The 26,709-nt window shown below is 71.6% G+C and carries 23 protein-coding genes, 1 tRNA gene and 1 riboswitch; of the genes, 11 read left to right on the top strand and 13 right to left on the bottom strand.

What is annotated here, in order from left to right; translation table 11 throughout:
* Positions 1–231 precede the first annotated feature (231 nt).
* The 8 genes from ACFYNU_RS29090 (at position 232) to ACFYNU_RS29055 (ending at position 5,844) form a co-directional block, all read left to right on the top strand.
* A complete protein-coding gene (locus ACFYNU_RS29090) occupies positions 232–1,209 on the top strand; it encodes a class E sortase (RefSeq protein WP_356590827.1) in 978 nt (325 codons plus the stop codon).
* 100 nt (positions 1,210–1,309) lie between these two features.
* The gene (locus ACFYNU_RS29085) at positions 1,310–2,140 is read left to right on the top strand and encodes a phosphate ABC transporter ATP-binding protein (protein ID WP_356590829.1); all 831 of its coding nucleotides are present in this window, start codon (positions 1,310–1,312) and stop codon (positions 2,138–2,140) included.
* Positions 2,137–2,889, top strand: a complete 753-nt coding sequence (locus ACFYNU_RS29080) for a hypothetical protein (protein ID WP_356590831.1) — start codon at positions 2,137–2,139, stop codon at positions 2,887–2,889. Before ACFYNU_RS29085 ends, ACFYNU_RS29080 begins: the two co-directional genes overlap by 4 nt.
* Before the next feature lie 64 nt (positions 2,890–2,953).
* Positions 2,954–3,286 carry a hypothetical protein gene (locus ACFYNU_RS29075; protein WP_356590833.1) on the top strand — a complete coding sequence of 111 codons (333 nt, stop codon included), beginning with the start codon at positions 2,954–2,956 and terminating at the stop codon, positions 3,284–3,286.
* A gap of 801 nt (positions 3,287–4,087) precedes the next feature.
* Complete coding sequence (locus tag ACFYNU_RS29070) at positions 4,088–4,276, top strand: BBE domain-containing protein (protein WP_356590835.1); 189 nt, start codon at positions 4,088–4,090, stop codon at positions 4,274–4,276.
* Positions 4,277–4,311: 35 nt separating this feature from the next.
* Positions 4,312–5,202: an LLM class flavin-dependent oxidoreductase gene (locus ACFYNU_RS29065; protein ID WP_356590837.1), complete on the top strand. Its 891-nt coding sequence runs from the start codon at positions 4,312–4,314 to the stop codon at positions 5,200–5,202.
* Positions 5,199–5,489, top strand: coding sequence for a helix-hairpin-helix domain-containing protein (locus tag ACFYNU_RS29060; RefSeq protein ID WP_356590839.1), 291 nt, complete (start codon positions 5,199–5,201; stop codon positions 5,487–5,489). The genes ACFYNU_RS29065 and ACFYNU_RS29060 overlap by 4 nt, the downstream gene beginning before the upstream one ends.
* 34 nt (positions 5,490–5,523) lie before the next feature.
* Positions 5,524–5,844 carry a hypothetical protein gene (locus ACFYNU_RS29055; protein WP_356590841.1) on the top strand — a complete coding sequence of 107 codons (321 nt, stop codon included), beginning with the start codon at positions 5,524–5,526 and terminating at the stop codon, positions 5,842–5,844.
* Here ACFYNU_RS29055 and ACFYNU_RS29050 read toward each other — a convergent pair.
* From ACFYNU_RS29050 to ACFYNU_RS29040, 3 genes are all read right to left on the bottom strand, one after another.
* Positions 5,816–6,403 carry a TetR family transcriptional regulator gene (locus tag ACFYNU_RS29050; RefSeq protein WP_356590843.1) on the bottom strand — a complete coding sequence of 196 codons (588 nt, stop codon included), beginning with the start codon at positions 6,401–6,403 and terminating at the stop codon, positions 5,816–5,818. The genes ACFYNU_RS29055 and ACFYNU_RS29050 overlap by 29 nt on opposite strands.
* A gap of 40 nt (positions 6,404–6,443) precedes the next feature.
* Complete coding sequence (locus tag ACFYNU_RS29045) at positions 6,444–7,475, bottom strand: NAD(P)-dependent alcohol dehydrogenase (protein WP_356590845.1); 1,032 nt, start codon at positions 7,473–7,475, stop codon at positions 6,444–6,446.
* Between the two features lie 112 nt (positions 7,476–7,587).
* Complete coding sequence (locus tag ACFYNU_RS29040; protein ID WP_388767613.1) at positions 7,588–8,997, bottom strand: VWA domain-containing protein; 1,410 nt, start codon at positions 8,995–8,997, stop codon at positions 7,588–7,590.
* Between the two features lie 91 nt (positions 8,998–9,088).
* On the opposite strand from ACFYNU_RS29040, the gene ACFYNU_RS29035 reads away from it, so the two are divergent.
* Positions 9,089–9,355, top strand: coding sequence for a UBP-type zinc finger domain-containing protein (locus tag ACFYNU_RS29035; protein ID WP_356590847.1), 267 nt, complete (start codon positions 9,089–9,091; stop codon positions 9,353–9,355).
* Here the strand turns inward: ACFYNU_RS29035 and ACFYNU_RS29030 are convergent.
* The 4 genes from ACFYNU_RS29030 to ACFYNU_RS29015 all read right to left on the bottom strand — a co-directional run bounded on the left by ACFYNU_RS29030 (position 9,333) and on the right by ACFYNU_RS29015 (position 16,550).
* Positions 9,333–10,922 carry an ATP-binding protein gene (locus ACFYNU_RS29030; RefSeq protein WP_356590967.1) on the bottom strand — a complete coding sequence of 530 codons (1,590 nt, stop codon included), beginning with the start codon at positions 10,920–10,922 and terminating at the stop codon, positions 9,333–9,335. The two genes, ACFYNU_RS29035 and ACFYNU_RS29030, sit on opposite strands and share 23 nt — an antisense overlap.
* 2 nt (positions 10,923–10,924) lie before the next feature.
* The gene (locus ACFYNU_RS29025; protein ID WP_356590849.1) at positions 10,925–12,583 is read right to left on the bottom strand and encodes an FAD-dependent oxidoreductase; all 1,659 of its coding nucleotides are present in this window, start codon (positions 12,581–12,583) and stop codon (positions 10,925–10,927) included.
* Between the two features lie 200 nt (positions 12,584–12,783).
* Positions 12,784–14,649 carry a Dyp-type peroxidase gene (locus ACFYNU_RS29020; RefSeq protein WP_356590851.1) on the bottom strand — a complete coding sequence of 622 codons (1,866 nt, stop codon included), beginning with the start codon at positions 14,647–14,649 and terminating at the stop codon, positions 12,784–12,786.
* Positions 14,646–16,550 carry a galactose oxidase early set domain-containing protein gene (locus tag ACFYNU_RS29015; RefSeq protein ID WP_356590853.1) on the bottom strand — a complete coding sequence of 635 codons (1,905 nt, stop codon included), beginning with the start codon at positions 16,548–16,550 and terminating at the stop codon, positions 14,646–14,648. The genes ACFYNU_RS29020 and ACFYNU_RS29015 overlap by 4 nt, the downstream gene beginning before the upstream one ends.
* 489 nt (positions 16,551–17,039) lie before the next feature.
* On the opposite strand from ACFYNU_RS29015, the gene ACFYNU_RS29010 reads away from it, so the two are divergent.
* Together ACFYNU_RS29010 and ACFYNU_RS29005 are read left to right on the top strand one after the other, a co-directional pair.
* The gene (locus ACFYNU_RS29010) at positions 17,040–18,953 is read left to right on the top strand and encodes a glycosyl hydrolase family 28-related protein (RefSeq protein WP_356590855.1); all 1,914 of its coding nucleotides are present in this window, start codon (positions 17,040–17,042) and stop codon (positions 18,951–18,953) included.
* 545 nt (positions 18,954–19,498) lie between these two features.
* Positions 19,499–19,693: riboswitch (cyclic di-AMP (ydaO/yuaA leader) on the top strand.
* A 4-nt stretch (positions 19,694–19,697) separates the two neighbouring features.
* Positions 19,698–20,420, top strand: a complete 723-nt coding sequence (locus ACFYNU_RS29005) for a LysM peptidoglycan-binding domain-containing protein (RefSeq protein ID WP_356590857.1) — start codon at positions 19,698–19,700, stop codon at positions 20,418–20,420.
* 80 nt (positions 20,421–20,500) lie between these two features.
* Here the strand turns inward: ACFYNU_RS29005 and ACFYNU_RS29000 are convergent, their stop codons facing one another.
* The 6 genes from ACFYNU_RS29000 to ACFYNU_RS28975 form a co-directional block, all read right to left on the bottom strand.
* Positions 20,501–22,816 carry a hypothetical protein gene (locus ACFYNU_RS29000; RefSeq protein WP_356590859.1) on the bottom strand — a complete coding sequence of 772 codons (2,316 nt, stop codon included), beginning with the start codon at positions 22,814–22,816 and terminating at the stop codon, positions 20,501–20,503.
* A 3-nt stretch (positions 22,817–22,819) separates the two neighbouring features.
* A tRNA-Trp gene (locus ACFYNU_RS28995) sits at positions 22,820–22,891 on the bottom strand.
* A gap of 129 nt (positions 22,892–23,020) precedes the next feature.
* Positions 23,021–23,905 carry an SRPBCC family protein gene (locus tag ACFYNU_RS28990; protein WP_356590861.1) on the bottom strand — a complete coding sequence of 295 codons (885 nt, stop codon included), beginning with the start codon at positions 23,903–23,905 and terminating at the stop codon, positions 23,021–23,023.
* Entirely contained in the window at positions 23,902–24,219 is a 318-nt protein-coding gene (locus ACFYNU_RS28985) for a metalloregulator ArsR/SmtB family transcription factor (RefSeq protein ID WP_356590863.1), read from the bottom strand. The genes ACFYNU_RS28990 and ACFYNU_RS28985 overlap by 4 nt, the downstream gene beginning before the upstream one ends.
* A 37-nt stretch (positions 24,220–24,256) precedes the next feature.
* Positions 24,257–25,108, bottom strand: a complete 852-nt coding sequence (locus ACFYNU_RS28980) for an alpha/beta hydrolase (RefSeq protein ID WP_356590865.1) — start codon at positions 25,106–25,108, stop codon at positions 24,257–24,259.
* A gap of 32 nt (positions 25,109–25,140) precedes the next feature.
* Positions 25,141–26,418, bottom strand: a complete 1,278-nt coding sequence (locus ACFYNU_RS28975; protein WP_356590867.1) for a YeeE/YedE family protein — start codon at positions 26,416–26,418, stop codon at positions 25,141–25,143.
* Between the last annotated feature and the right edge of the window lie 291 nt (positions 26,419–26,709).

The following is a 26,709-nucleotide window of genomic DNA, read 5'->3' as shown; positions in this document are numbered from 1 at the left end:
ACTCCGCCGTGTGCGACGGGTGTCACCCCGACATGGTTGGTGTCGCGGGCGCCGGGGGGGGCGGGGGGGGGGGGGTGCGGTATTTGGGGGGGGGGGGGGGGGGGGGGGGCCCCGCCCCCCCCCCCCCCCCCCGCCGACCCCGGCCTCGGTACCGGCACCGGTCCCGGCTCCCGTTCCACCCTCCTTCCCGTCCCTGTCCGTCCCTGTCCGTCCGCGAGGAGCGCACCCGACGTGACGACCGTGCTGACCGCGCCATCACCACCCCCACCACCGCCCCCGCCGCCCGGCGCGGCAGCGGCGCCACGTCCCGGATCCGGCTCCGGTTCCGGGCCCGGCTCCGGGAACGACCGGCCGCCCCCGGCCCGTCCCGGGCTCGCGCTGGCCGGGGCGGCGCTGTGCGTGCTCGCCGCCGTCCTGCTCGGCTTCGCCGCCAACCTCACCGTCGTCGGACACCTCCAGCACGCCCGCGACCAGCAGACCGCGTACGACGAGCTGCGCGACCAACTCGCCCGTGGCACCGCCCCGGTGGGCCAGCGGACCTTCGACGGCAAGACCCTCGCCATGGGCGCGCCCGTCGCACTCCTGCGCATCCCCTCCCTCGGGCTGCGCGAGGTCGTCGCCGAGGGCACCACGTCCGGCGTCCTCATGTCGGGCCCCGGCCACCGCCGCGACACCGCGCTCCCCGGCCAGGAGGGCACCAGCGTGATCATGGGCCGCCAGTGGGGGTACGGCAGCCCGTTCAACGCGCTCGGCAAGCTGACGCCCGGTACGTCCATCGAGGTGACGACCGGTCAGGGCAAGGCCGTGTACGAGGTGCTGGGTGTCCGCCGCCCCGGCGACAAGCTGCCCACGCCGCTCGCCCAGGGCCGTGGCCGGCTCACCCTCATGACCGCGTCGGGCCCCGCGTACACCCCCGCCGGTGTGCTGCGCGTCGACGCCGCGCTCACCACCCCGGTCCAGCCCAGCCCGCCCCGGCCGCTGCGCAGCGGCTGGATCGGCCCGGCCGAGGAGGCGCTCGGCGGCGACAACGGGGCCTGGCTCGCGGTCTTCCTCTGGTCCCAGGCCCTGCTGCTCGCGGCGCTCGGCACCGTCTGGCTGCACCGGGTGTGGGGGACCTGGCAGACCTGGATCACCGCCGGGCCCGTGCTGATCGCGCTCGGCATCGCGGTCTCCGGAGCCGCCACCCGCATCCTGCCGAACCTGCTCTGAACGCTCCGACGAGCGAACCCTTTCGACGAGCGATCCGCTCCGATGATCGAACCGCTCCGGACAACTGAAACCGCCTCGCGACAACGGGAGTTGCCACACCATGACCGCCGTCACGACATCCCTGCCCACGGTCTCGGCGAGCAGCGGCGCCGCGTCCCCCGCGACGCTCGAAGCCGAGGAGATCTCCGCCTGGTTCGCCGACCACAAGGTCCTGGACCGGGTCTCGCTCACCATGCCCGCCCTGGAGGTCACCGCGCTCATCGGCCCCTCCGGCTGCGGCAAGTCGACCTTCCTGCGCATCCTCAACCGGATGCACGAGCTGATCCCCTCCGCCTCCCTCGCCGGCCGGGTCCTGCTCGACGGCGACGACATCTACGACCGGGGCCGCCGGATCACCCGGGCCCGCCGCGAGATCGGCATGGTGTTCCAGAAGCCCAACCCGTTCCCCGCGATGTCGCTGTACGACAACGTCCTCGCCGGGCTGAAGCTGAACGGCATCCGGGCGGGCAGCTCCGGCAAGGACAGCCTGGTCGAGGAGTGTCTGACCAAGGCCGGTCTGTGGCGCGAGGTCAAGGACCGGCTGCGCCAGCCCGGCGGCGCGCTCTCCGGCGGCCAGCAGCAACGCCTGTGCATCGCACGGTCGTTGGCGGTACGCCCCCGGGTCCTGCTGATGGACGAACCCTGCTCCGCGCTGGACCCCACATCCACCCGCCGTATCGAGGAGACCATCGCCGACCTCAAGGACGAGGTCACCATCGTCATCGTCACGCACAACATGCAGCAGGCGGCCCGCGTCTCCGACAACTGCGCGTTCTTCCTCGCCGAACAGGGCACGCCCGGAGTGATCGTCGAGCACGGGACCACCGACGCCATGTTCAACTCCCCGCAGGACAGCCGCACCTCGGACTATGTGAACGGCCGCTTCGGATGACGGGACCCGGGCGCCCGCGCGTACCGGCCCTGTGCGCGCTGCTGCTCCTCGCGCTCACCGCGTGCGCCACGACCCCGACAGCAGCGCACCGGGAGGTGGCGGGGGCCGCCGTACCGCCGACCGTGGAGACGCCCCGGCGCACCGGTCCGCCTCCCGCGCCCGGGGCACGGGAGGCCGCCCCGTCCGCCACCTCGCCGTCCCCGCGTACGACGGCCGGGCTCCCGACGTCCTCGCGACTTCCGCCCCGTGTCCCCACGACGGCGACGCGGCCGGGCTCCCCGACCTCCCCGACCTCTGCGCCCGCCGCCCCGGACGCGCCGAAGCCCCGCACCGCGCAGCCATCCGCCGCACCGTCGGGGGAGCCGGCCGGCACCGCCCGCCGCACCGGTACGACCCTGCGGATCGGTTCCTGGTCGGCCCGCGTCGTCCGGGGCGGCCAGGAGGAGGTCGACGCCTGCCGCGACGCCGTCCAGTGGACGGGGCCGGACCTCGGCACCGAGAACGGCTACGAGATGCGTACGGCGGTCGTCGTCGGTCATGACTTCTGCGGCTTCGGTCAACTCGCGACGCTCCCGATCGGTACGGAGGTCACCGTCGAGACCCCGCGCGCGCTGCTCCGCTACCGGGTCTACGCCCGCCATCTCACCCCGGGGCGCGGCGCCCCGGCCCACGGCCTGTACTGGGGCGACCTCACGCTCCAGTCCTGCGTGGGCCCGGACACGGGCTTCACCTACCTGACACGGGTCTGACCGCCCCCGAACCCCGTACCCCCGCCCCCGTGCTCCCGTACGGCCGACTTCCATACTGGGCCCCATGTGGAAGTGGCCGTTGACATCCGTGGGCGTGAACCTGCTGTTGGGCATCCCGGGCGTCGTACCCGTCTGGCTGATCTGGTATTTCGCGGCGAACTGGCCCCTCGCGGCCGCCGGCTGGACGCGGCGTGAGCCGACGGAGAACGACGGCATGCTGCCGTGGCTTCTGGTCGGGGGCACGCTGGTCGCCGGTTTCACGCTGCTCTGGTGGCTCGCCAACCGCCCCGTACGGCGCCGGATTCCGCCGCGGTCCGTGCTGCGGTCCTCGCTGTACTGGCCGGTGAGTGCCCTGGTGACCTTGGTGCCGACGTTCGCGCTCATGATCATTCTCTGAGCGGGCCGGACGGAATCCGTCGGGGGTGGGCGCGTCCGATTCGTACAAGACCCCGCCCGGCGGGCCTGTCTAAATTGTCCGTATGAGCACAGACATAGACCCGGGGCTGGGGGCTGAACAGGGCCGTGGAGTCCCACCCCGCCCACGTGGTCGAGGCCGCCGGCGACCAGGACGTGGTTGCCGCCGTACGGCTGGCCGCCGAGGAGAGGCGGGCGGCAAGGACAACTTCGGCCTCGTCGTCGGCGCGGAGGTCGACCTGTTCCCCGTCGCCCGGCTGTACGGAGGCGGGCTCTACTTCCCCGCCGAGGCCACCGCCGAGGTGCTGCACGCGTACGCCGAATGGGTCCAGCAGCTGCCCGAGACCATGGCGTCCTCGGTGCTGCTCGCCCGGAACACCGATCTGCCCGAGGCGCCGGAGCCCGTGCGCGGGCGCCGCGTCACCCACCTCCGTATCGCCTACAGCGGCGACCCGGCGAACGGCGAGCGTCTGGTGCGGCCGATGCGCGCCCTGCGTCCGGCGCCCCTGCTCGACACGGTGCGGGACATGCCGTACGCCGACTCCGGCACGATCCACCACGACCCGACGTCCGCGCCGTACGTCGCCTACGACCGCAACGTGCTGCTGGGCGAGCTGAACGCCGGCACCGTCGACACCCTCGTCGCGCTGACGGCGCCGGACACCGGCGGGGCCCGCCGCGGATCCCCAACTGTGTCGGCGGACGCGACGCGGCCTTCTCGCTCTTCCCGCGCGCCACCCCCGAACCGGACATCCTGCGGCGGCGCGACGAACTGCTCGCCGGGATGGGCCGCTGGAGCACCGGAGGGATCAGCCTCAACTTCGCGGGCGTCGAGGACACCGCCCCGGACCGCGTACGCGCCGCGTACACCCCGGCCGACTTCGACCGGCTGCGGGCCGTCAAGGCTCGCCACGACCCGCACAACATGTTCCGGATCAACTTCAACATCCCACCGAAGGGGGATGACCAGTGATGCCATCCACACCATCCACACCACCGACACCAGGCGTGCCACGGATACCGCGCATCGGAATCGGACTTCCCGCCGCCGTGCCGGGCACGGACCACGCGTCGATCGGGCGCTGGGCGGCTTCGAGCGAGGAGCGGGGCTTCGCCTCGCTGGGCGTGATCGACCGGCTGGTGTACGACAACCTCGACCCGCTCGTCGCGCTGGCCGCGGCAGCCGCCGTCACCGAACGGATCGAGCTGCTGACCACCGTCCTCAACGCCGGCTACCGCGCCAACCCCGTCCTCCTCGCCAAGCAGATCGACTCCGTCGAGCGGATCTCCGCCGGGCGGCTGACCGTCGGGCTCGGCATGGGCGGCTGGCCCGAGGACTACGCCGCCAGCGACGTACCGACGACCGGCCGGGGCGCTGCCTTCGAGGCGACCCTCGCGACCATGCGCGACGTGTGGCGGGGCGACATCGCCGGTGCCTCCGGCCCGGTCCCCGCACTGCCGCCGGGCCGCCCGGGGCTGCTCCTGGCCGGGCTCGTCCCCGCAGGCTTTGCGCGGGCCGCCGCCCTCTCCGACGGCTGGGTGGCGCCGTCGTTCGGGCTGGAGACCCTGGAGAAGGGCGTCGCCGCCGTACGCCGCGAATGGACGCGGCTCGGCCGCGCGGGGCGGCCACGGATCATCGCCGAGCGGTACTTCTGCCTGGGGCCGGGCGCGGCGGAGACCGCCGACGCGTACATCGCGCACTACTACGGCGCCGCGTACCTGCCCCAGGTCCGTCCCGACGTCATCACCGACACCGGCCATCTGCACCGGGAGATCGACCGCCTGGCCGACGCCGGGGTCGACGATCTGGTGCTGTTCCCCTGCTCGGGGGCGCCCGAACAGATCGGACTGCTGGCGGACGCCCTCGACACGACGAGCAGGAAGAAGGCAGCCCGATGACCTCGCCCGGCGCACAGGAGGAAACGGACCTCACCCGGCTGGCCAACGTCGGCCGCGCCGTCGCCGGCCACTTCGCGACCATCGGCATCACCCGCGTCGCGCAACTGGCCGACCAGGACCCGGTCGAGCTGTACGAGCGGATGTCCGCCGCCGCGGGCCAACGGCACGACCCGTGCCTGCTCGACACGGTGATGTCGGCCGTGGACCAGGCCGAGGGCCGGCCGGCCCGCCCCTGGTGGCACTACACCCCGGAGCGCAAACGCCTCCAGGCCCGCGGGACGGTCTGACGGTCTGACGGATCAGAGGTCGCCGGTCACCGCGGTGGCGCGGTTCCACGATCAGCTCGCCGGGGACCACCGCCTCGTGTGCGCCGACAACTCGCTGCCCCAACTCCTCACCGAAGAACACCTGTTGACCACGCTGGGCGAGATGCGCCGCGTGCTGCGGAGCCGGGGACTGCTGCTGATCAGTACCCGTCCCTACGATCTGATCCGGCGCTCCCGCCCCGTCCCGACCGCCCCGCAGCTCCACGGCTCGGGCGGCGGACGCACCGTCACCTTCCAGCTGACCCCGGCCAACGCCGTCGCCGAAGCGGGATTCTTCCGGCCGCCGCTCACGGCGCGAACGCGCGCCGCACCGTGAGGGCGAGCGCCGCGCGGCGGCGGGCGTGATCGGTCTCCGGTTCGTCCTTGCTCGCGGTGTACATGACGCTGGCCGGTGACCAGGCCATCGACATGGCGGTGACCATGGCGAGCACCTCCGTCGCCGGGATCGACGGATCCACGGCACCCGCCGCCTGCGCGTCGGTGATCGACCGCAGCTTCTCGGTGTCGTGCCCCGGCATGAAGTGGTAGAGGTCCCCGGTCGGGGTGCGTTCCAGGCGCGCCCAGGTGGCCAGGCGGACCAGCTCGGGATGGACGAGATGCGCGTCGTAGAGCCGGACCGCGTAGCCGGGCAGATCGTCGCCGGTGACGGGGACCGTCCCGACGATCATGTCCAGATGCTCCGCGAAGACGGCGTCGAACAGCTTGTCCTTGTTGCCGAAGTACGCGTACAGCTGGGCCTTGTTGACCTTGGCCGCCGCGGAGATCCGGTCGACGCGGGCGCCCGCGATGCCGTACGCCGCGAACTCCGCCGTCGCCGCGTCCAACAACCGCCGCCGGGACGCCTGGCCCGCGCTGGTGATCTGTCCCGTCTTCATGGCCCCAGGCTAAACCAACCGGTTTGTCGCCTCAGGCGGTTCACCGGGTCATGTCCAGGACGAAGCGATACCGGACGTCACCCCGCGCCAGCCGGTCGAGCGCCTCGTTGACCTGGTCCGGGCGCATGATCTCCACATCGGCGACGATGCCGTGCTCGGCGCAGAAGTCGAGCATCTCCCTGGTCTCGACGGTCCCGCCGCTCCCCGCGCCCGCCAGGGTCTTCGCCCCCTGGATCAGACTCAGCGGGCTGACCGTGAGGTCTCCCGGCGGGATGCCCACCACGCACAGCGTGCCGTCCACCGCGAGCGCGGACAGGTACGGCTCCAGCGAGTGCGCGGCGCCGGCGGTGTCGAGGATCAGGTCGAAACGTCCCCGCTGCTCGGCCATCAGCTTCTCGTCCGTGGACAGCACCACGTCGGCCGCGCCGAGCGCGCGCGCCTCGTCCGCCTTGTCGGGCGTGCGCGTGAACTGGACGACCTCGGCGCCCAGATGGCGCGCGATCTTCAGCGCGAGATGGCCGAGCCCGCCCATTCCGACGATGCCGACGGTCCGTCCGGGCGCCGCGCCCCAGCGCTTCAGCGGTACGTAGGTGGTGATGCCCGCGCACATCAACGGCGCGGCGCCGGCCGGGTCGAGCCCTTCGGGCAGGTGGTAGGTGAACTTCTCCGGGAGTACGTACTCCGTGGAGTAGCCGCCCCGTGTCGTTTGACCGTCCTTGGGGTCGGTGTTGCCGTAGGTCAGCGTCGGGAACCGCAGGCACCAGTTCTCCCGGCCGGCCAGACACGACGGGCAGTCGCCGCAGGAGTCGATGATGTTGCCGACCGCGACCTTGTCGCCGACGGCGAACCGGGTCACGGCGGATCCGACCGCGGTGATCTCGCCGACCAGCTCATGGCCGGGTACGAGCGGGAACTCGTCGCCGTGGTTGACGGCGCTGATGTCGCTGGAGCAGACGCCGCAGTACTCCACCCGTACGGCCACGTCGTCGCCGCGCAGGTCGCGGCGGGTGAAGTCCCAGGGCTCCAGGGGCCCGCCCCGCTGCCGGGCGGCCCATCCGGTGACGTTCCTCATGGGGATGCTTCCCTTCACGGACACAGGTAACCAACTAGTTTGTTGTCTCGTGGGAGAAGCTACTCGCGCCACTCCCGTCAGTCAAACAAACTAGTTGGTTTACGCCGCCGCCTCAGCGCAGAATCCCCGCCTGCCGCGCGTCCCGCAGCCACGACGGGAACTCCGAAAGCAGCCGGTCGTACAGCTCCGGATCGGACACGCTCTCGATGTCGTCGACGGCGAAGAACCCGACGTTGTCGACGCGCCGGCCCGCCATCGTGTCGAAGCGCTCCAGCACGCCGTAGTTGGCCCGGCCGAGCCCGACGAACTGCCAGAACACCGGCTCCTCGACGGCCGCCCGCAACTCCCGCTCGATCTCGTTGTCCCGGTACACACCGCCGTCCGAGAAGAACAGGACCAGCGTCGGCGCGGGCACGGGATTCTCACGCACATACGCGCGCACCTCCGCGATCACCTTCTGCTCCTCGTTCTGGAAACCGACCGCCCGCATGTCGACCTGCCCCGGAACCTGGCCTCTCGGCGGCTTCTTACGGCCGAAGAGACTCATCTGCCCCACCCGCACATGCAGCCTCAGCCACTCCGGCAGCTCACCGATCGTCAGATCGGGCAGCCGGGCCGGGTTGGTGGCGAACGTCCACGCCTGCATCTCACCGTCGTCGTCCAACTGCGCCGCCACCGCCGCCATCCGCTCGGCGACGTTCTTCACCACGCCGCGCGAGTACAGCGCGGCCATCGAACCCGACGCGTCGAGCACGAGGATGACCCGCGCGACGACACCGGTGACGCCGTGCTTGTCGAGGCTGACCGCGACCTGCTCCTTGCGCAGCGAGAGGCGCTTGCGCATGTCGACGGGAAGCCGCTCCTCGCCCTTGGTGAGCCGGGGGCCGGGGGAGGAGGCGCCTCGGGACGGCGGGACGGCCGGCTCCCGGGGCGGCGCCGGCGGCGTGGGCGCCACCGGGACGGGCGCGGGCGCGGGCGCGGTCACGGGAGCGGGAGCGGCCGGCGGCTCCGCGTCGACCGTGATGCCGAAGTCCGTCGCCAGCCCCGCCAGCCCGCTCGCGTACCCCTGCCCGACCGCCCGGAACTTCCACCCGCCGCCCCGCCGGTACAGCTCGCCGCTCACGAACGCGGTCTCCGTACCCGCCGCCATGTCGAAACGCGCCAGTTCCCCACCGGACGCCACGTCCAGCAGCACCAGTCGCAGGCCCGGCACCTGCCCGAACGTCCCGCCGTCGGCCGACGCGCACAGCGCGACCCGCTCGATGCCCGGCTCCAGCGCGGCCAGATCCACCTCCACCGAGTCGGCGCCGGTGGCCTTGCCGAGATGCCGTACGGCGTCCGAGGCGTGGCGCGGCTGGTTGTAGAAGACGAAGTCACCGTCGGAACGCACCTGTCCGGTGCTCGTGAGCAGCAGCGCGGACGCGTCCACGTCCGGTACGCCGGGCCCTGCCGACCAGCTGAGGACGGCCCGCACAGCGGGGACCGTTATCGGGATATTGGCGCCTTTGCTGAGTGTCGTCACGGCAGTCAGTCTGCCCGTCGACGGGCCCGAAGTCCGCCGACTTCGCAGACTCCACCGCGCCGCCCGCGCCCCGTCGCAGTACCGTGGCGGCATGGGTACATGTACAGATCTCGCCAACGCGACTGCTGACGTGGCGCCCCTTTCGTCCACCGACGAATGCGTCGACTGCGTCGCCCTCGGCCGCCGGGACTGGGTGCATCTGCGCCTCTGCCTCACCTGCGGCCACGTCGGATGCTGCGACAGCTCACCCCTGCGGCACGCCAGCGAGCACTTCACACAGACCGGTCATCCCGTCATGCGCTCCCTGGAGCCCGGCGAGGACTGGCGCTGGTGCTTCACCCACCAGCTGCTGGGCTGACGTCACCGGCCGCCCCCGTCCTGGCCTCCGCGTCGGTCTCCGGCGCGGTCTCCGGCCCGGATTCCCCCGTGGATTCCCCCGCCGAGTCCGACGCGGTCTCCGTATCGGTGCGTGTCTCGGCGTCACGCGACGGCTCCGAGCCGGCCGCCTCCTGCTCGATCGGCAGACACACCGTGAAGCGGGTGTCCCCGGGCTCGGACGTGACCTTGAGGTCGCCGTGATGCTTGTTGACCACGATGCGGTACGAGATGTCCAGGCCCAGCCCCGTCCCCTCACCGACCTGCTTGGTGGTGAAGAACGGCTCGAAGATCCGCGGCCTGATGTCCTTCGCGATACCCACCCCCGTGTCCGCGATCTCGACCATCAGCCGCATGTCGTCACGCCAGGTGCGCACCGTGAGCGTGCCGCCGTCGGGCATCGCGTCCAGGGCGTTGACGATCAGATTCGTCCACACCTGGTTCAGCTCCGCGCCGTACGCCGGGATCGACGGCAGGTCCCGCTCGTACTCCCGCACCACCCGCACCCCCTCCGGGATCTTGGCCTGGAGCATCGTCAGCGTCGCGTCGAGCAGGGCGTGCACGTCGACGATCTGCAACGGTGTGCGGTCGAGCTGCGAATACTGCCGGGCCGCCCCGACCAGCTCCGAGATCCGCTCCACGGAGTCGTCGATCTCGCCCATCATCAGCTCGGTGTCGATGTTGTACGTGATCCAGCGCACCGCCGCGTCGAAGTGCTCCGTGCCGATCGTCCGGGCCGCCTCGGCCAGCCACGGCACCCCGATGCCCCCGGCCACCAGTGACGGCGCCAGGTCCCACGCCCCGGTCACCCCCTGCTCGTCCAACCAGTCACTGACGGTGTCCTCGGCGTCGGCGGCCTCCATCGCGGTCATGCTGACGCCCTCCGCCGCGTGCCGCACGGCGTCGTCCTGGAGCCCCACCAGACGGTGCAGCCCCACCCCGTCGAGCCGCCCGTCGGCGATCATCGCCAGCTTGTGCCGCATGCCCGTGACCCGCTCACGCAGCCCGGCCGTCGCCCGCAGCGCCGCCGCCGCCGGATTGTTCAACTCGTGCGTGAGACCGGCGGACAGCGACGCCAGCGCCAGCAGCCGCTCCCGCTCGTTGATGATCGCGTTCGCCGCGCGCGTACCGAAGAACAGGCCCTCCAGCAGATGCAGCGCCATCGGGAACCAGGTGCGCACCGCGTACGCGAACTCGTCGGCCGGCAGCACGTAGAACTCCGCGTCACTGACCGCGCGCAGGGTGTGCGGGTACTTCTGGTCGACCCGGTCACCGAGATACGCGCGCGTGGCGCCGCTGTACACGCCGCGCTGGTCGGTCCTGTTGACCTCGACGTCATCGCCGTGCAGGACCCGGTGGAGGGAGAGCGCCCCGCTGAGCAGGATGAAGAAGCAGGTGGCCGGCTCGCCCTCCTGATACACCACCTCACCGGCCTCCCGTCGCTCGACCCGGCCGCGCTCGGCCAGCCAGTCGAGCTGCTCGGGGCTGAGCGCCTCGAACAGGAAGAGGGTGCGCAACTCGTCCGGTGTGAGCCGGTCCTCGGCGGGGATGGTCACTGTGCCTCCAGATAGCGGTGCACCAGGGAAACGGCCATGGCTCCTTCGCCGACGGCCGACGCGACGCGCTTGACCGACGCGGCGCGCACGTCACCGGCGGCGAAGACGCCCGGGACGCTCGTCTCCAGGTGGTAAGGATCGCGGGGCAGCCGCCAGCCCGCCGGGCGCTGCCCGCTCGTCATGAGGTCCGTCCCGGTCAGGACGAACCCTCTCTCGTCGCGGGTGACGGCGCCGTCCAGCCAGTCCGTGTGGGGCTCGGCGCCGATGAAGACGAACAGCCACGACGTCGACACGTCACGGCTCTCCCCGGAGCGGCTGTCGCGCAGGGTCAGACTCTGCAGATGCCCGTCGCCCTCCGCGCAGGTCACCTCGGTCCACGGATGGATCTGGATGCCGGGGATGTTCTCGAGCTGGTCGATGAGGTAGCTCGACATGGAACGCGACAGATCGCCCTGGCGGATCAGCACATGGACGCGGCGGGCGTAGCGGGAGAAGTACACGGCCGCCTGGCCCGCCGAGTTGGCGCCGCCGACGATGTACACGTCCTGGTCGGAGCAGTTGACCGCCTCGGTGACGGTGGACCCGTAGAACACCCCCGTGCCCGTCAGCTCCTCCACTCCCACGGCGCCCAGGCGCCGGTAGTCGACCCCGGTGGCCAGGACCACGGTGTGGGCGGTGACGGAGTTCGCCTCCCCCAGGCGCAGCACCCGGCCGGAGCCCGCCGCGTCCAGGGCGACGGCCCGCTGCGTGCTGAGGATCTCCGCGCCGAACTTGAGCGCCTGGCGGCGCGCCCGCTCCGTCAGCTGCTGGCCCGAGACGCCGTCGGGGAAGCCCAGATAGTTCTCGATCCGGCTGCTCTGGCCGGCCTGTCCGCCGGTGGCCTGCTGCTCCACCAGCAGCGTACGAAGCCCCTCGGACGCGCCGTACACGGCCGCGCCGAGACCGGCGGGGCCGCCGCCGACGACGATCAGGTCGTAGAAGTCGGAGGCCGGTACGGTGCTCAGCCCCACGTGCGCGGCCAGCTCCCGCTCGGAGGGGTTCACCAGCGTCTTGCCGTCGGAGGTCACGACCATCGGCACGTCCGCCCGGGTGAGCCCGGCGGCGGTCAGCAGCCGCTCGCCCTCCGGTTCGTCGGAGAGCAGCCACCGGAACGGCACCAGATTGCGGGCGAGGAAGTCACGCACGGCGAAGGACGGCGCGGACCAGCGGTGGCCCACCACCCGGGTCTCGGTGGCCACCGGGTCCGGGGTCTCCAGCCACAGCTCCAGGAGGGAGTCGATCACCGGGTAGAGATTCTGCTCCGGCGGGCTCCACGGCTTGAGCAGATAGTGGTCGAGGTCCACGACGTTGATGGCGTCGATCGCGGCCTCGGTGTCCGCGTACGCCGTCAGCAGCACCCGGCGGGCGAGCGGGAAGAGATCCATCGCGGCCTCGAGGAATTCCAGGCCGTTCATCCGGGGCATCCGGTAGTCGGCGAGCATGATCGCGAGCTGGTCGCCGCGCAGCTTGATCTCCCGCAGCGCCTCCAGGGCCTCCTCGCCCGACACCGCGCGCACGACCCGGTAGCTCTCGCCGTACTGCCGCCGGATGTCACGGGCCACGGCCCGCGAGACGGCGGGATCGTCGTCGACGGTCAGAATTGTCGGATTCGCCATACCTCCATCATGACCCTTGGCGGCGCGGGGCGCGGGGTCCTGTGGACAACGCCGCGACGGCCGGGACACGGCGCGGCGGGACACGGCTCCCGGCGCCCGGCGTGCGGATGCGGTGGACGGCGGTTGGGGGGCCGCCGTCCACCGCGGTCGGAAGGACTCCGGGCCGTGCCCGAGGCCATGGCCCGGGGCACGGGGGTCCGTCAGTGCGCCGTGTTGGTCTGCCAGACCACCGTCCCGTCGGCGGCGCGGATCATCACGTTGCCGTCCATCAGGATGATGAGCTTGGCGCGCGGATTCCCGGGCGTACGGGACTTCCACACCGGCCGGTCGCCGGCCCCGAGGATCACGAGGTCGCCGTCCTCCTGGAACGTCGCCCTGACCCCGCCGCTGCCCGCCGTGCCCGACTCCCAGCCCTGCTGGTCGCGCTCGTTGAGCACGACGAGATTGCCGTCCTCCCGCATCACGAGCCGGGCCTTCGTGGTGCCGATGGACCCGTCCTCGGGACGCAGCGTGAACGGGGCCTCGCGAATCTGATCACCGTCGGGGCCGCCGCCACCGTCGAGCTTGCCGTCGGCGAGGAGTTCGATGGTGGTCAGCGAGGGGGCGAACGCGTACACCGCGCCCTCGGTCCGCACGAACTGCTCGAAGTGCACCGAGCAGCCCTTGAAACTGACATCGGTGGCCGTGGAGACCAGCGGGTCCTTGCCGACCTTCGGATCCCGCGACGGGAAGTCCGGCGCCTCGATCCAGTCCTTCTGGATGAACTCGAACTGCCGCACCAGGTCCGACTGGTAACAGACGAAGACCAGACCGCGCGGCGAGTCCGGCCCGTTGCCCGCACTGCCGGCGGGGTCGAACGGCTGACCGTAGGGGATGCCGCGCCGCATGATGCGCCGCCCGTCGAGGTTGCCCTTCTCCGGGACGGTCCCCGGGTCGGTCGACCGGAACAGCAGACCGTCGCGGGGGCTGGTCTTGCGCAGGTGCGAGAACAGCGGGGTGATCTCGCCCTCCAGGTCGTTCTTGTAGCTGATGTCGTTGTCCGACCACGCCTCCGCGTCACTGGGGGTGTCCGCGTGCGGGCACTTCGCCACCGGGGTGCCCGAGCGCCAGCGGCCCACCATGCGGGCGGCCAGCCACTCGGTCGTCGCCTCCGGCGGGACCTTCTCCTGTGCCTTCAGCTCCTTCAGCCGCGCCCCGATCTGCGCCCACCAGCCGGGGACGTCCTGCGCGAGGCGCCGCAGCACCTGGAAGGAGCCGTTCTTCGCCCACTCCGGGAGGTCGTTCGGTCTGCCGCCGTCCCGCTCGTGGCCGACGACGATCTCGCCCGCCGGGATGATCCGGGTGCCGGGACTGCCCTTCTTGTGCTCGGGCCTGTTCGGGTCGGGCGGGTCGAAGCCCTTGACGGCGGGCTCACTGATGCCGTCCTTGAAACCGAAGTGCTCCTTGCCCCGGCGGGTGCCCTCAAGAGTCGCGCCGTCCTGCTCGAAGACGATCACGACCTTGTGCCGGGCCGCCTCCTCGCGCTCCTCGGTCAGCGCGACGCGCAGATCCTGGGGACGGTCGGCGGCGACGGTGAGCACCGCGTGGACGGGCTGCCCCGTACCGTTGCCGAACAGCCAGTGCTCCGGGGCGCACTCCCCGACATCGCCGAGCATCCCGGCGCGGGCCGCGGGGCCCTGCTTGAAGGCCTCCTGGGTGCTGCCCGGCGGGATCGACGGAAACGGATCACACCCGGCCAGCAGCCGAAGCCCGGGATAGGTGAAACTGACCACCCGCCAAACGGCGTTGAGCGCCTTCGGGTCGTCACCACCGGACTGCTTACGGGCCTTGCTGAACTCCGCGTTGAACGCCGCGACCTGGCGGGTCGTGGCGATCCTCGGCCGCAGCCGGCGCAGCCAGGTCCTGGCCAGCCCATCGTTCTCGAACTTCAGGAGAAGCAGCTGGACATGGTCCTTCTTGGCGCCGGCGATGATGTCGCCCTGGATCTCCCGGCTCTTGCGCAGCGGCAGGTCGTCCCCGCCGCCCGGCGGGTCGTACGCCGGCGGGGGCTGCGTCGCGTAGGTCATGACCGGGCCTCGTTCGGCTCCAGGGAGATCCACTTGGCGACGCTGGGCACACCCTCCTCGTTGAGGAGGAACAGCATGTACCAGCCGGGCGGGGCGGCCTCGGCGGTCGGCGGCGCCTGGAGGTCCAGCTCCCCGTTGCCCTGCCGCTTGATCCGCAGCTCCAGATGGCGCTGGCTGGTGTTGACCGAGTGGGTGGCGGTCGTCGGCGCCAGCAGCACCGCCCGCCTGACCTCGTCGGCCGTGGAGCTGGAGACGGTGAACCGCTCGTCGTAGGCGAGCGGACGCGACGGGGCGGAACCGAGCGTGGGACGGGCACCGTTGTGGAGGTACGACGGCTCGTACATCTCGATGGTGCCGTCCATGTCGTCCTTGATGTCCCGGTCGTTGGCGATCTGCTGCGCCTCGTCGCCGGTGACCATGACGCGTCCGTCGGGCAGCACCACGGCGTTCGAGTGGTATCCGCGCGGCAGCCGCTGGACGGGCCCGAGCCGCCAGTCGCCGTTCTCGTCCCGCAGCTCCGTGTGCCGGTACTTCAGGTGCGCGTTCGGGTTGTACGGCCCGTTGCCGTAGTCACGGATGTCGTACGAGCCGTTGACGGTGAGCAGATTCCCGGTGGGCAGCAGCAGCGTGTTGTCCTGCGTACGGCCGAAGGCCCGCGGCTCCTTCGTCTTCCACTTGCCCGCGGCGAGCTGGTAGGTGTTCGGGTCCGTACGGTCACCGCCGAGGACCAGCACGGAGTCCGGTCCCCGGAAGCCGCCGGGAAGCGGGACGGCCGAGCCGTAACTGCGGTCGAACGAGCCCGGCCGCTGCGGCAGGTCGCTGCGGGTCTCCCGCTGCGGGTCGAAGAGCCACTGCTGGTCGTGGCTGCGGCCCAGGCCGTAGATCTTCCCGTCGCGCAGGCTGAACAGATGCGGGTAGTCGAGCTTGTACGGCGCGTCCGCGCGGAACCGGTCGACGCTCTGGAACCGGGGGATGTCGGTCTTGCGGTACGGAACGGGGTCGCTCAGCGCGGGGAAGCGCTCCACGATCGGGGTGGGCGTGCCCCAGCCCAGCTCGGACTGGCCCGACATGATCAGCATCCGGCCGTCGGGGCCGGTGACGACGCTGGGATACCAGCGGCCCACCGACATGTCCTCGTTCATCGCCCAGGTCTCGCTCCACGGGTCGAAGACGAAGGACAGCTTGGCCCCCGAGCCGCCGTTGCCCCCCAGATTGCCGCCGAAGACGCCGAGCATCCCGTTCGGCAGGAAGGCGTGACCGGCGCAGAAGATCGGCGCGGGGCGGGAGATGCCCGTGCTGTCGGGCATCGTGACGGCGGGTGGGGTGACCTTCTTGAAGGCGCGCGGGCCGGTGCCCTTCTCGGGGTCCCAGAGGAAGGCGCGGCCCCGGTTGGCGGCGCCGACGACCTGGGTGGGGGCGGTCTCCTTCGTGGGGTCGGTCTCGATCCGCTCGAAGGAGAAGAGAAGCACCTTGCCGGTCGGCAGCTGGGCGACGTGGACGCCGAAGTCCGGTGAGTCGAAGTACTCCTTGAAGACGCCGAAGTCCGACGCCCTGTACTCCTGGTTGGTCTTCTCCTGGCTCTCGGTGAGCGCCTTCAGCCGGGCGGTGCGGGTCGCCTGCGGGTAGGTGCCGAGATCCTCGGCGCCCGCGCGCGCGGTGGCGTGCTCCTCGGCGTGCTCGCGGCCGAGCATCGCCACTTCGGCGGGATCGACCTCGGGGGTCTTCGCCCGGCCGGCGGGGGCGGGCTCCGCGCCGGCCCTGGTGGCGTGCTCGTGGTGCCCCTCGCCGCTGTGGGCGACAACGGGGGCGGCGCCGACGAGAGTTGAGGCGGCGAGGGCGCTGAGGACAGCGCATGCCGCGAGGGTGTTGGACAGCCTCGTGCGAGAACGGGGATTTCTCATGCGGCTCGGTCCAGGTCCTTTCCGAGATGGTTGGAGCACGCGGTACGGCAGTGCCGCACCCGGAGCGAATGACTACTCGCAGTAATCAATGCTGGCGGTGTTCGAGAGGAAAGGTCCAGAAAAACGAGCGATGTTGGCTCTATGGAGGTAACAGGCAGGTCATAGGGTTCGCTCTCGGCGCGCACGCCCGGCGCACGGTCCGGTGCGCGGACCGGCGCGTGTCCGGCGCCCGCCCGATGCGGACCCGGCCGCAGACCGTCAAGTCGCCGTCCGGCGCGAGCTGTTGACAAACCCGTGACATGCTTGAAAACTCTGACTGCCTGATCGCAGGACCTGAACGGCGAAGCTCAATTATTTGCGGTTCTCTTGCAAGATCGGGGCAGTTGCTCTCGTGGCCGTACTGCCCCGTGTGATCGCGGTCCCGCCGTCCACCCCCACCACGGACCGGCACCTGCTCACTCTGTCGACCCCACGGAAACAGAGGACACCATGAAGTCGAAGCACCTCAGCCGACGGCTGCTCTCCGGCATCTCCCTGACCGGCCTGCTCGTCGTCGGACTCCTGCCCGCCGCGTCCGCCTCGGCGTCCGGCGTGCCCGCGAAGGCCGACGACACGTCGGCGCGACCGGCGGCCGAGCGCGGGGCCGCCCTCCCGTACACCGAGTACGAGGCCGAAGCCGCCGACTACGACGGCACGTTGCTGGAGGCGGACGCCAAACGCACCTTCGGGCACACCAACTTCGCCAGCGAGTCCTCCGGCCGCAAGTCGGTACGACTGGACAACGCGGGGGAGTTCGTGGAGTTCACCTCCACCAACGAGGCGAACTCGATCGTCGTACGCAACTCCATACCCGACGCGCCGGGCGGCGGCGGCATCGACGCCACCATCAGCCTCTACGCCGACGGCGCCTTCGTACAGAAGCTGGATCTGTCGTCCAAGCACAGCTGGCTGTACGGCAACACCGACGACCCGGAGTCGCTGACCAACACGCCCCAGACGGACGCCCGCAGACTGTTCGACGAGTCGCACGCGCTGCTGGAGAAGAGCTATCCGGCGGGCACGAAGTTCAAGCTCCAGCGCGACGCCGGGGACGACGCCTCCTTCTACATCGTCGACCTGATCGACCTGGAGCAGGTCGCGCCCCCGGCGGCCAAGCCCGCCGAGTGCACCTCGATCACCGAGTACGGTGCCGTCCCGGACGACGGGAACGACGACACCAAGGCGATCCAGGACGCGGTCACCGCCGACCAGAACGGCGACATCGACTGCGTATGGATCCCGGCCGGTCAGTGGCGCCAGGAGCAGAAGATCCTGACCGACGACCCGCAGAACCAGGGCCAGTACAACCAGATCGGCATCAGCGACGTCTCGATCCGCGGCGCCGGCATGTGGCACTCACAGCTCTACACCCTCACCGAGCCGCAGAACGCGGGCGGCATCAACCACCCGCACGAGGGCAACTTCGGCTTCGACATCGACGACAACACCCAGATCTCCGACATCGCGATCTTCGGCTCGGGCCGGATCCGGGGCGGCGGCGGGGCCGAGGGCGGCGTGGGCCTCAACGGCCGCTTCGGCCAGAACACCAAGATCTCCAACGTGTGGATCGAGCACGCCAACGTGGGTGTCTGGGTCGGCCGCGACTACGACAACATCCCGGCGCTCTGGGGCCCCGCCGACGGCCTCGAATTCAGCGGAATGCGTATTCGCAACACCTATGCCGACGGCATCAACTTCACCAACGGCACACGCAATTCGACGGTGTACAACTCGTCCTTCCGTACCACCGGTGACGATTCGCTCGCCATCTGGGCCAACCGCTATGTCAAGGACCCGGCGGTGGACATCGCGCACGACAACTCGTTCACCGACAACACCATTCAGCTGCCCTGGCGGGCGAACGGCATCGCGATATACGGCGGTTACGGCAACAAGGCACAGAACAACTTCATCGCCGACACCGCCAACTATCCCGGCATCATGCTGGCGACCGACCATGACCCGCTGCCGTTCTCGGGCGAGACCCTGCTCACCGGGAACACGCTGCACCGCACCGGTGGTGCCTTCTGGAACGAGGACCAGGAGTTCGGCGCGATCACCATCTTCCCGGCCAGCCGGGACATCACCGGAGTCAAGATCAGGGACACCGAGATCGCCGACTCCACCTATGACGGAATTCAGTTCAAGAACGGCGGCGGCAACGTGCCGGACGTCGAGATCAGCGACGTGACGATCGACAAGTCCAACAACGGCTCCGGCATCCTCGCGATGGGCGGTGCCCGGGGCAGCGCGACGCTGACGAACGTGACCATCTCGAACTCGGCCGAGGGCGACGTCCTCGTCGAACCGGGATCCAGCTTCGTGATCACCGGCGGTCCCGGCACCAGGCGGATCGCCGGCTAGCGGGGCACGCGCCCGCCCGGCGTCTGCCGTACGGCTCTGTGAGGGGAGCCGTACGACAGACGCCGGGTTTCGTGCTGTTTGCGGCATTTGGTACCACTGGACGACGCCCACTCCCCGCGGCCGTTCCCCGGTGGCGCATACCGCGTCGCCCGGCCGAATTCACCCGTGAACAAACGCTGTTGGCGCGGCGACGGAAGTGAATTCACTCAGGCGTGGGCCACCCGCCGCCACTTGCCTCCGATTCGCGGAAAGCAATCATTTGTCCGCTTTGCGGATCGGGTCGTTATGGGTAATCGACGCCTAACTTGTCCGTTTCTGGGCGGTGTTGTGGAGGCGCGGTTGCGTCGAATCCCCGTGAGGTGTGTCACAGCGTCGTCGGATCGTTTCTCCTGGCCGACCGCCCACCTCCCGCACGGGAAAGGAAAGTTGAGCCCTGAACCGTCGGGCGGGAATTCGAATTGACCGCCGCCGGATCTACGAATGGGGTCGCGCCGCGAATTCAGGACTTGTTTCGCCCGGATGTTCTCGCTTACGTTCTCGTCATTCCGGACGGAACGCCGAATCCTGCCGCCGCCCCGGAAACCGCATCCAACCACTTACGTACGGCAGGAGCGGGGGACCCAGGTAAGTCGCCGATCCGGCACACCGGACCGGCTTGGGGTGAAGTCGTGCCTTCCGGCGCGGCCGGGCATCTCCCGCCCGAACCCGACAGCTCACCTCGCAGGCGACGGAGAGGACCTCGTCATGCCCGCACAGGGTAAGCACCGCCGTTCCCGCACCATCCCGCTCGCCCACCGGCTCATCGCCGCCGGCACGGGCGGTGCCGCACTCGCCCTGCCCCTGCTGACCGCCACCACGGCGGGCGCCGCGCCCGCCCCGCAGCACGTCGCCGCCGCCCCGTCGGCCGCCACCGCCGCCAAGGTCACCCACACCGTCGTCAAGGGCGAGTCCCTGGCCAAGATCGCGGACGCCCGCTCCGTGAGCGGCGGCTGGAAGGCGCTGTACAAGAACAACAAGAGCGCCATCGGCGACAACCCGTCGCTCATCCGCCCCGGCCTCAAGCTGAAGCTCGCCGGAGCCGCCAAGGCCGCCACGACCGCCCCGGCCGAGAAGACCGAAGCCGTCCAGACCGCCGCCAAGTCCTACACCAACGACCTGGACGGCTGGATCCGCGAAGCGCTCGACATCATGGCGCAGAACGGCATCCCCGGCTCGTACGACGGCATCCACCGCAACATCATGCGCGAGTCCGGCGGCAACCCCCAGGCGATCAACAACTGGGACTCCAACGCCGCGGCCGGCACCCCCTCGAAGGGCCTGCTCCAGGTCATCGCCCCGACGTTCGAGGCGTACCACGTGCCCGGCACGTCGACCGACAGCTACGACCCGGTCGCCAACATCACCGCCGCGTGCAACTACGCGGCCGACCGCTACGGCTCGATCGACAACGTCAACGGCCCCTACTAAGAAGCCCGGTTGACCTGACCCCGATCGCCGGCCGGCCGCCGCAACCGCGGCCCGGCCGGCGATCGGCGTGAGCGACGCTGTCAGCGCCCGGGGTCCGGTCGGAGCCAGTGGCCTCCCGTGGCCCAGCCCAGCAGCAGGCGTCCGCCGCCCGAGTCGGCCGTGCCGCCGTCCGCGACCTGCCGCAGACCGGTCAGCGCCGGGCCGAGCCTGGCCGCGACATGGCCGGGACGGCGGGCCGCCTCCTCGTCCAGCAGACCGATCACCCGGGCCTGCCCGGCCGGATCGCACAACGACAGATAAAAGATCATCTGCCGCCACGCGTACGCCGCGTCCTTGATGGCGGTCAGCGGTCGCGGATTGCCGTGCACCCGGGCCGTCACGGCACACACGGTGGTGAAACAGCGCAGCGCCAGATCCTCCCAGCCCGGCTCGGGCACGATGCCGACCCGCCGGACCAGGGTGGCCAGATTGTGGGTGGTGAGGATCTGGGCCTGCTCGATGATCTTTCCGTTCGCCGCGGCCGACCAGGCCCCGGTCAGCGACTCGCCGGCCCGCTCGGCGCACAGCTTCGCGAACCCGGGCGACCTGCGCCCACCGCGCGAACGCGCGTGCCTGGGGCTCAGCGCCTCGCTCACCTCACTGATCGCGAGATTACGGACCGCCGCGTAGTCGATCCCGTAGTAGCGCTCGTACAGCGTGCCGCCGAGCAGTTCGGCGGCGATCCGCGCGGCCGTCAGGTACTTGGGCGTGAAGGTGCCCATGAAGATGTCCGACGCCAGCTCCTCGACGAACGGCGCGCCGAGTCCCGCCTGCCGTTCGAGGACCCCGAACTCGCGCACCAGCGCGTTGGGCACGAGCGTGCCGGGAAACGTCTGCACGGTCAGCTCGCCGAGCCGGCGCAGCGCCGTGCGGGCCTGCTCCAGGCTCTCCCGTCCCGCCGTGTCGGCGAAGTCCTCCACCGCCCGCACCCACGGCAACTCCGCCACCCGCACCTGCCGTCCGAGGTTGAGCAGGAGCAGCGAGCGGCGGTTGCGGAACGCCCGGTAGTTCGCGGCCATCAGGGCGCGCAGCGCCTCGTCCGGATAGGCCCGCGCCCCGGTCACCGCGACCAGCTGGGGCACCAGCTCGGCCAGCACCTCGGCGGACGGCACCAGGCCGCGCTCCACGAGCGTGCCGACCGGCGCGCTCAGCGCGCCCTCCACCACCTGCCGCACCACCGCGGGGACGGCCACTCCCGCGGGCAGCCCCGTCTCCCGGGCCTCACGCGGGGACACATCCGCGACCAGCGGCGCCACCTCGGCGGCGCCCGCCTCCTGGGGAAGGACCGACAGCCTGCGCGCCACCAGTTGCGCGAGCGCGTAGTGCGAGGGCTGGGCCGCCTGCGCGGCCGGGCGGCCACGCAGCTCCCCGTGCCGGGCGGAACCGGGCCGGCCCCGCCGCCGCACCATGGACTCCACCGCGTGCCGCAGCAGCCCGAGCCGGCGCGCGTCCAGCGGCCGGCCGGCGACCGTCTCCTCCAGGGCGCCGCGCAGGATCGCCAGGTTCTCCTTCGGGTCACGGTGCTTGGCGCAGCGCGTATGGGCTTCGGCGAGATCCCGGTAGCGGCGCAGCAGTTCGGCGCCGCGCTCCCGCCACATGCCGTCCGGCGCACGGTCCAGTACGCGCCCCCCGCCGGAGGTCTCCAGCCACAGGGCGAGCAGTTCGTCGCCGAACGGCTGCCAGACGGTCAGCGCCTCACGCTGCGCCTCGACGGCCGGGTTGGGCCGCCGACGGGCCAGGGAGGCTCCGGCGTCGCCGACCGTGCGCCGGTGGACCGCCCGCGCGTCCGGCAGCGGCAGGGCGGACGGCCGGGGCGTGAACCGCAGCCGGTCGGCGAAGGGCTCCAGCACATCCACGAGCGCCAGCGCCCCCGCCACGTCACCGGCCCGCACCAGCCAGGCCACGGTCAGCAGCGCGGCCTCCTCGGGCAGGGCGACGGAGTAGCGGCCACTGTCGAGCAGCGCGGACAGCCGCGCCAGGCCCGGTTCGGTGAGGCAGTACGCGAAGAGCGCCCGCCGCTCGGCGGGCACACCCGCCAGGGCGGCGGCCTCGGTCTCGTACGGCTGGAGCGGCCCCCCGGCGCTCGCGGCCGAGGTGGCGAATCCGCCCCGTACGACCTCCGGCGTCACCCAGGCGGGCAACCCGGCGACCGGGGTACGCGACCCGATGTCCAGCCGCCCGTCACGCATCCCGTCGAGCACGGCCCGCCACCGCTCGACACGGGCGGCGGCCCGGCGCCGGGTGTCGGCGTCACCGTGGACCAGCGAGGTCAGGAACGCGCGGGCCAACTGACCCCGCGGATAGGACCCGGATCCGCCGGACCCGGCGAGAAGCTGCTGCTCAGCGTCGTCGTTCATAAGCCGACGTGGCAGGTGCCGCCCCTGCGCCCTCCGGGTCTGGAGCCCGGTGCTCTGCTGCTGAGCTACACGTCGATGGACGCGACACTAGAGCGCGGGTCCGGAGCGGGACAAGGCATTAACGTGCGGGCGGCGCAGCGGTGTTGGGGCCACGCAGCGGTGTTGCGGTGTTGCCGGCGGCGCACCGGTGTGGGGGACGGTGCGTCACCGGTCGGTGCGGAGCAGCGCCGCCGCCAGTTCCTCCACCCGGTCCCGCCACACCGTCAGCGCGCCCTCCGTGTCGAAGTCGTGCGGCCCGCTCTGGGTGAGCACCAGACGGGGCCCGTGGCCGGTCCCGGTCCGCAGTTCCCAGCGGACCTCGCCCTCGGGATGCCAGGCGTACGCGAGGAGTTCCGGCGCCCGTACGTCCGTCACCGGGCCGGCCGGGACCTTGGCCGCGGTGAAGCCGGCCGGCGCCGGGGAGCCCGTCGACGGCTCCTCCCCACCCGTCAGCCGGGCCCAGACCACCGCGGCGGGCCGTACGAGCTGCCGCTCGAACCGCACGCGTCGCCCGCCGTCGGCGGTCTCCTCGACCCGCCCCCGTGTCAGCTCGCCGAACCGCGCCAGATACTCCTCGTGCAGCGCGCCGCCCGTGTCCCGCTCGACATCGACGGGGCCGCCGGCCAGCACCTGGGCCAGCGCGGTGACGCAGATCTGCCAGCCGGACGCGAAGCTCGCCGCCCCGAACCGGTCGCCGAAGGTGTGCACGAGGCGCAGCAGTGAGCCGTCCTCCCCGTCCGGGGTGATCTCCCAGCTCAGATGGTCCTCGCCCCAGGTGAACGCGAAGAGGCGCGGTTCGTCGGCGTCCGTCACCGTCCCGGTCATGGCGGGGCCGGGGCCGGGCTCGCCGGGGAAGTGGAAGCCGATCTCGCCGCCCGGCCGCAGGTCCACGCTCACCTCGGAGGGGAACCAGCGCGCGAGGTGCGCGGGCTGTGTGATCGCCTCCCAGACGCGCCGGGGCGGATGGGCGAGCCGGCGCTCCATGCGCAGCGTGGTCCGCCCGCCGCTCTCGGCGGAGAGGGACGAGGAGAAGTTCCGGTCGTCGGTCATGAGGAGTCGTCCTCCATCGCGTCGAGATGCCGTTCGAGCGCGTCGAGACCGCCGGTCCACAGATGCCGGTAGTGCGCGAGCCAGGCGTCGAGTTCCGCGAGCGGTTCCGGGTCCAGCTCGTACCAGCGGCGCTGGGCGTCCTGCCGGACCCGTACCAGCCCGGCGTCCCGCAGCACCCGCAGATGCTTGGAGGTGCCGGGCTGGCTCAGACCGGTCCGGTCGGTCAGCTCACCGACCAGGTGCGGACGCTCCAGGAGCAGATCGAGGATCTTGCGCCTGCTCGGTTCCGCGAGCACGTCGAACGGTATGGGCATACCCCGACCATACCCGACGAGTTATATAACCGCAAAGTTATGTAAGGATCTCGCCCCGCGCGAGCAGCCAGTCCATCGCCGACGGGCACACGCCGAGGACCGACACATGCCCGTCCTCGGGCCGTACCCACAACTCCGCGTGCGGAAGGGCGGCGAGCATGGACCCGGCGTGCGCGGGTGGTACGACCCGGTCGAGGCTGCCCTGCGCCAGCAGGACCGGCGCCGCCACCTCCGAAAGGTCGAAGCCCCACGCCGTCGCGAAGGCGACGTCGTCGTCGATCTGCCCGTCCGCCCCGGCCTGCCCCGCCTTCACCGCGTCGGCCCCCAGCGACGCCCACTCACCCGCCAGCGCCGCGAAGTCCGCGGAGACGAAGCTCGCCGGGTCGAACTCGTCCGTCTCCGCGTACAGCGCGCGCGCCTCGCGCCCGTCGGCGGCGGCCCGCAGCCCGCCGGGCGACGCCATCCCCTCGTACCAGTCGAAGTCGTCCGTGTACGGCGCGATGCCCGCCAGACACACCGCACCCGTCACCCGGTCCGGCAACAACGCGGCGCACGCCAGCGCGTGCGGCCCGCCACCGGACGCCCCCATCACCGCGAACGACCCCACACCGAGCGCGTCGGCGATCCGCGCCACGTCGTCGGCAGCCGCCGCCACGTTGCGGCCCGGCAGCGGGCTCGACCCGCCGTAACTGGGCCGGCCGTACGACACCAGCCGGATCCCGCGCGCGGCGGCGGCGGTGAGCAGCGGCTCCAGCAACGCGCCGGTCTGCGGGGACCCGTGGTGCCACACGACGGTGAACGCGTCCCCGCCGCTCCCGTGCCCGCCTCCGCTGTCGTAGGTCCGCAGCGTGCGCCCGTCGTTCAGCTTCACGTCCTGTTCGATGACCACCGGCCCAGCGTACGGCGCGCGGCCGGCCCCGCTCAGCAGATGCCGTCCCCCGGCTTGGGGTTGCCCAGCGCGAACAGCGGGCGCAGCCGTATCCCCGCCCATGTCCCGAGCAGCGCGGTCGCGCCCCAGATCCAGCCGTGCAGACTGCCCGACGCGATGCCCGCGAGATACGCGCCGATGTTGCACCCGCCCGCCAGGCGCGCGCCGATCCCCATCAGCACGCCGCCGAGCACGGCCGCCACGGCGGTCCGGCCGGGGATGCCCCGGTGCAGCGCCCACGTCCCGCCGAGCGAGGCGGCGACGGCGGCGCCGATCATGATGCCGATGTCGGTGAGGCTGTTCTTGTCCTTCAGTACGGGCCCCGCGAACATCTCCGCGTTGCCCGGCTGCTGCCAGAACGACCAGTTCGCCGGGTTGCCGCCGAGCGCGTCGACGACCCGTGACCCCCACAGGCTGAACGCGCTCGTGACACCCCAGGGACCGCCGGACACCAGCAGCACACCGGCGCCGAGCACGGCCAGCGCCAGCGCACCCGCGACCAGCGGCCACGAGCCGCGCAGCACCCGGGCCACGCCCTCGGCGCTCGGCGGGGTGGAGATCGGCGGCGGGTTACGGCGTGCCTGCACGCGACGGCTCACCAGCACGATCAGACCCAGTACGGCGATGGTCACCGCCCACGAACCGAACCACCCGACATGGTCCGACAGCAGCACCGGGTCGAGCGCGGGCAGATCCTTCCACAGGTCGAACTGCCAGGCGGCGAGGGTCGATCCGACGATGAAACCGCCGAGCGTCAGCACGATCGACGACTGCCCGGACCCCACGGCGAACAGCGTGCCCGACGCGCACGCGCCGCCGAGCTGCATCCCGACGGCGAAGACGAACGCCCCGACGAGCAGCCCGACACCGAGCGGACCCGCCGACGGTGCGGGTACGGAGCCGAACAGCCCCGTCCCGCTGCCGATGATCAGCGCGAAGAGAGTGGCGGTGGTGCCCAGCAGCAGGGCGTGGGCACGCAGCCCCTGCCCGTTGCCGACGGCCACCAACTGCCGCCAGGCGGAGGTGAATCCGAACCGCGAGTGGAACAGTGCGAGCCCCAGCCCGAGCCCGAGCAGCAGGAGCGAACCGGGCTTGGCGCCGTGCGTCGACCACACGTACACGGTCAGCGCGACGGCCAGCAGCCCGGATATCAGCAGCGGCACGCGCCGCACGGGAGGCGCCGGTTCGGCGGCGGGGGCGGGGGAGGAGGTCGGGGAGGGGACGAGCAGCGCGGCGGGAATCGCCCGGCGCGGGGGAGCGGTGGTGGTCACGACTGTTCTCCGAAGTCGGTCGTCGGCGGCAGCGGGGGGTGCGGGGCGCGGGGGCTCGACTCAGGAACAACAGAGGTTGTCGTCGACGCACCACACCGAGTTCGCGAAGCACGCGAGACAGAGGAGGCGGGCGGGTGCGGACATGGCGGCGAGACTAGCGCGCACATTCGATTCCACGCACACGTATCTCACAGAGCGGACAACGCGTCCATGATCCGGCGAGGCGGGCACGCCGGGCCAGGCGGGTGTCCGGCGCATCCCGGCGGCCGGTCACATTCCTGCGCCGGGATC

Source organism: Streptomyces sp. NPDC006643 (assembly GCF_042870175.1).
Lineage (GTDB): Bacteria > Actinomycetota > Actinomycetes > Streptomycetales > Streptomycetaceae > Streptomyces.
The sequence above is the reverse complement of the archived record's forward strand: the minus strand, read 5'-3'. Positions and strand labels throughout refer to the sequence as shown.

Coding starts and splice junctions, on each gene's coding strand:
- ACFYNU_RS28990 (WP_356590861.1), bottom strand. CDS start 23,905: ATGACCGACGACCGGAACTTCTCCTCGTCCCTCTCCGCCGAGAGCGGC.
- ACFYNU_RS29060 (WP_356590839.1), top strand. CDS start 5,199: ATGACCTCGCCCGGCGCACAGGAGGAAACGGACCTCACCCGGCTGGCC.
- ACFYNU_RS29075 (WP_356590833.1), top strand. CDS start 2,954: ATGTGGAAGTGGCCGTTGACATCCGTGGGCGTGAACCTGCTGTTGGGC.
- ACFYNU_RS28985 (WP_356590863.1), bottom strand. CDS start 24,219: ATGCCCATACCGTTCGACGTGCTCGCGGAACCGAGCAGGCGCAAGATC.
- ACFYNU_RS29025 (WP_356590849.1), bottom strand. CDS start 12,583: ATGGCGAATCCGACAATTCTGACCGTCGACGACGATCCCGCCGTCTCG.
- ACFYNU_RS29070 (WP_356590835.1), top strand. CDS start 4,088: ATGGGCCGCTGGAGCACCGGAGGGATCAGCCTCAACTTCGCGGGCGTC.
- ACFYNU_RS29085 (WP_356590829.1), top strand. CDS start 1,310: ATGACCGCCGTCACGACATCCCTGCCCACGGTCTCGGCGAGCAGCGGC.
- ACFYNU_RS29080 (WP_356590831.1), top strand. CDS start 2,137: ATGACGGGACCCGGGCGCCCGCGCGTACCGGCCCTGTGCGCGCTGCTG.
- ACFYNU_RS29050 (WP_356590843.1), bottom strand. CDS start 6,403: ATGAAGACGGGACAGATCACCAGCGCGGGCCAGGCGTCCCGGCGGCGG.
- ACFYNU_RS29010 (WP_356590855.1), top strand. CDS start 17,040: ATGAAGTCGAAGCACCTCAGCCGACGGCTGCTCTCCGGCATCTCCCTG.
- ACFYNU_RS29045 (WP_356590845.1), bottom strand. CDS start 7,475: ATGAGGAACGTCACCGGATGGGCCGCCCGGCAGCGGGGCGGGCCCCTG.
- ACFYNU_RS29020 (WP_356590851.1), bottom strand. CDS start 14,649: ATGACCTACGCGACGCAGCCCCCGCCGGCGTACGACCCGCCGGGCGGC.
- ACFYNU_RS29035 (WP_356590847.1), top strand. CDS start 9,089: ATGGGTACATGTACAGATCTCGCCAACGCGACTGCTGACGTGGCGCCC.
- ACFYNU_RS29015 (WP_356590853.1), bottom strand. CDS start 16,550: ATGAGAAATCCCCGTTCTCGCACGAGGCTGTCCAACACCCTCGCGGCA.
- ACFYNU_RS29005 (WP_356590857.1), top strand. CDS start 19,698: ATGCCCGCACAGGGTAAGCACCGCCGTTCCCGCACCATCCCGCTCGCC.
- ACFYNU_RS29000 (WP_356590859.1), bottom strand. CDS start 22,816: ATGAACGACGACGCTGAGCAGCAGCTTCTCGCCGGGTCCGGCGGATCC.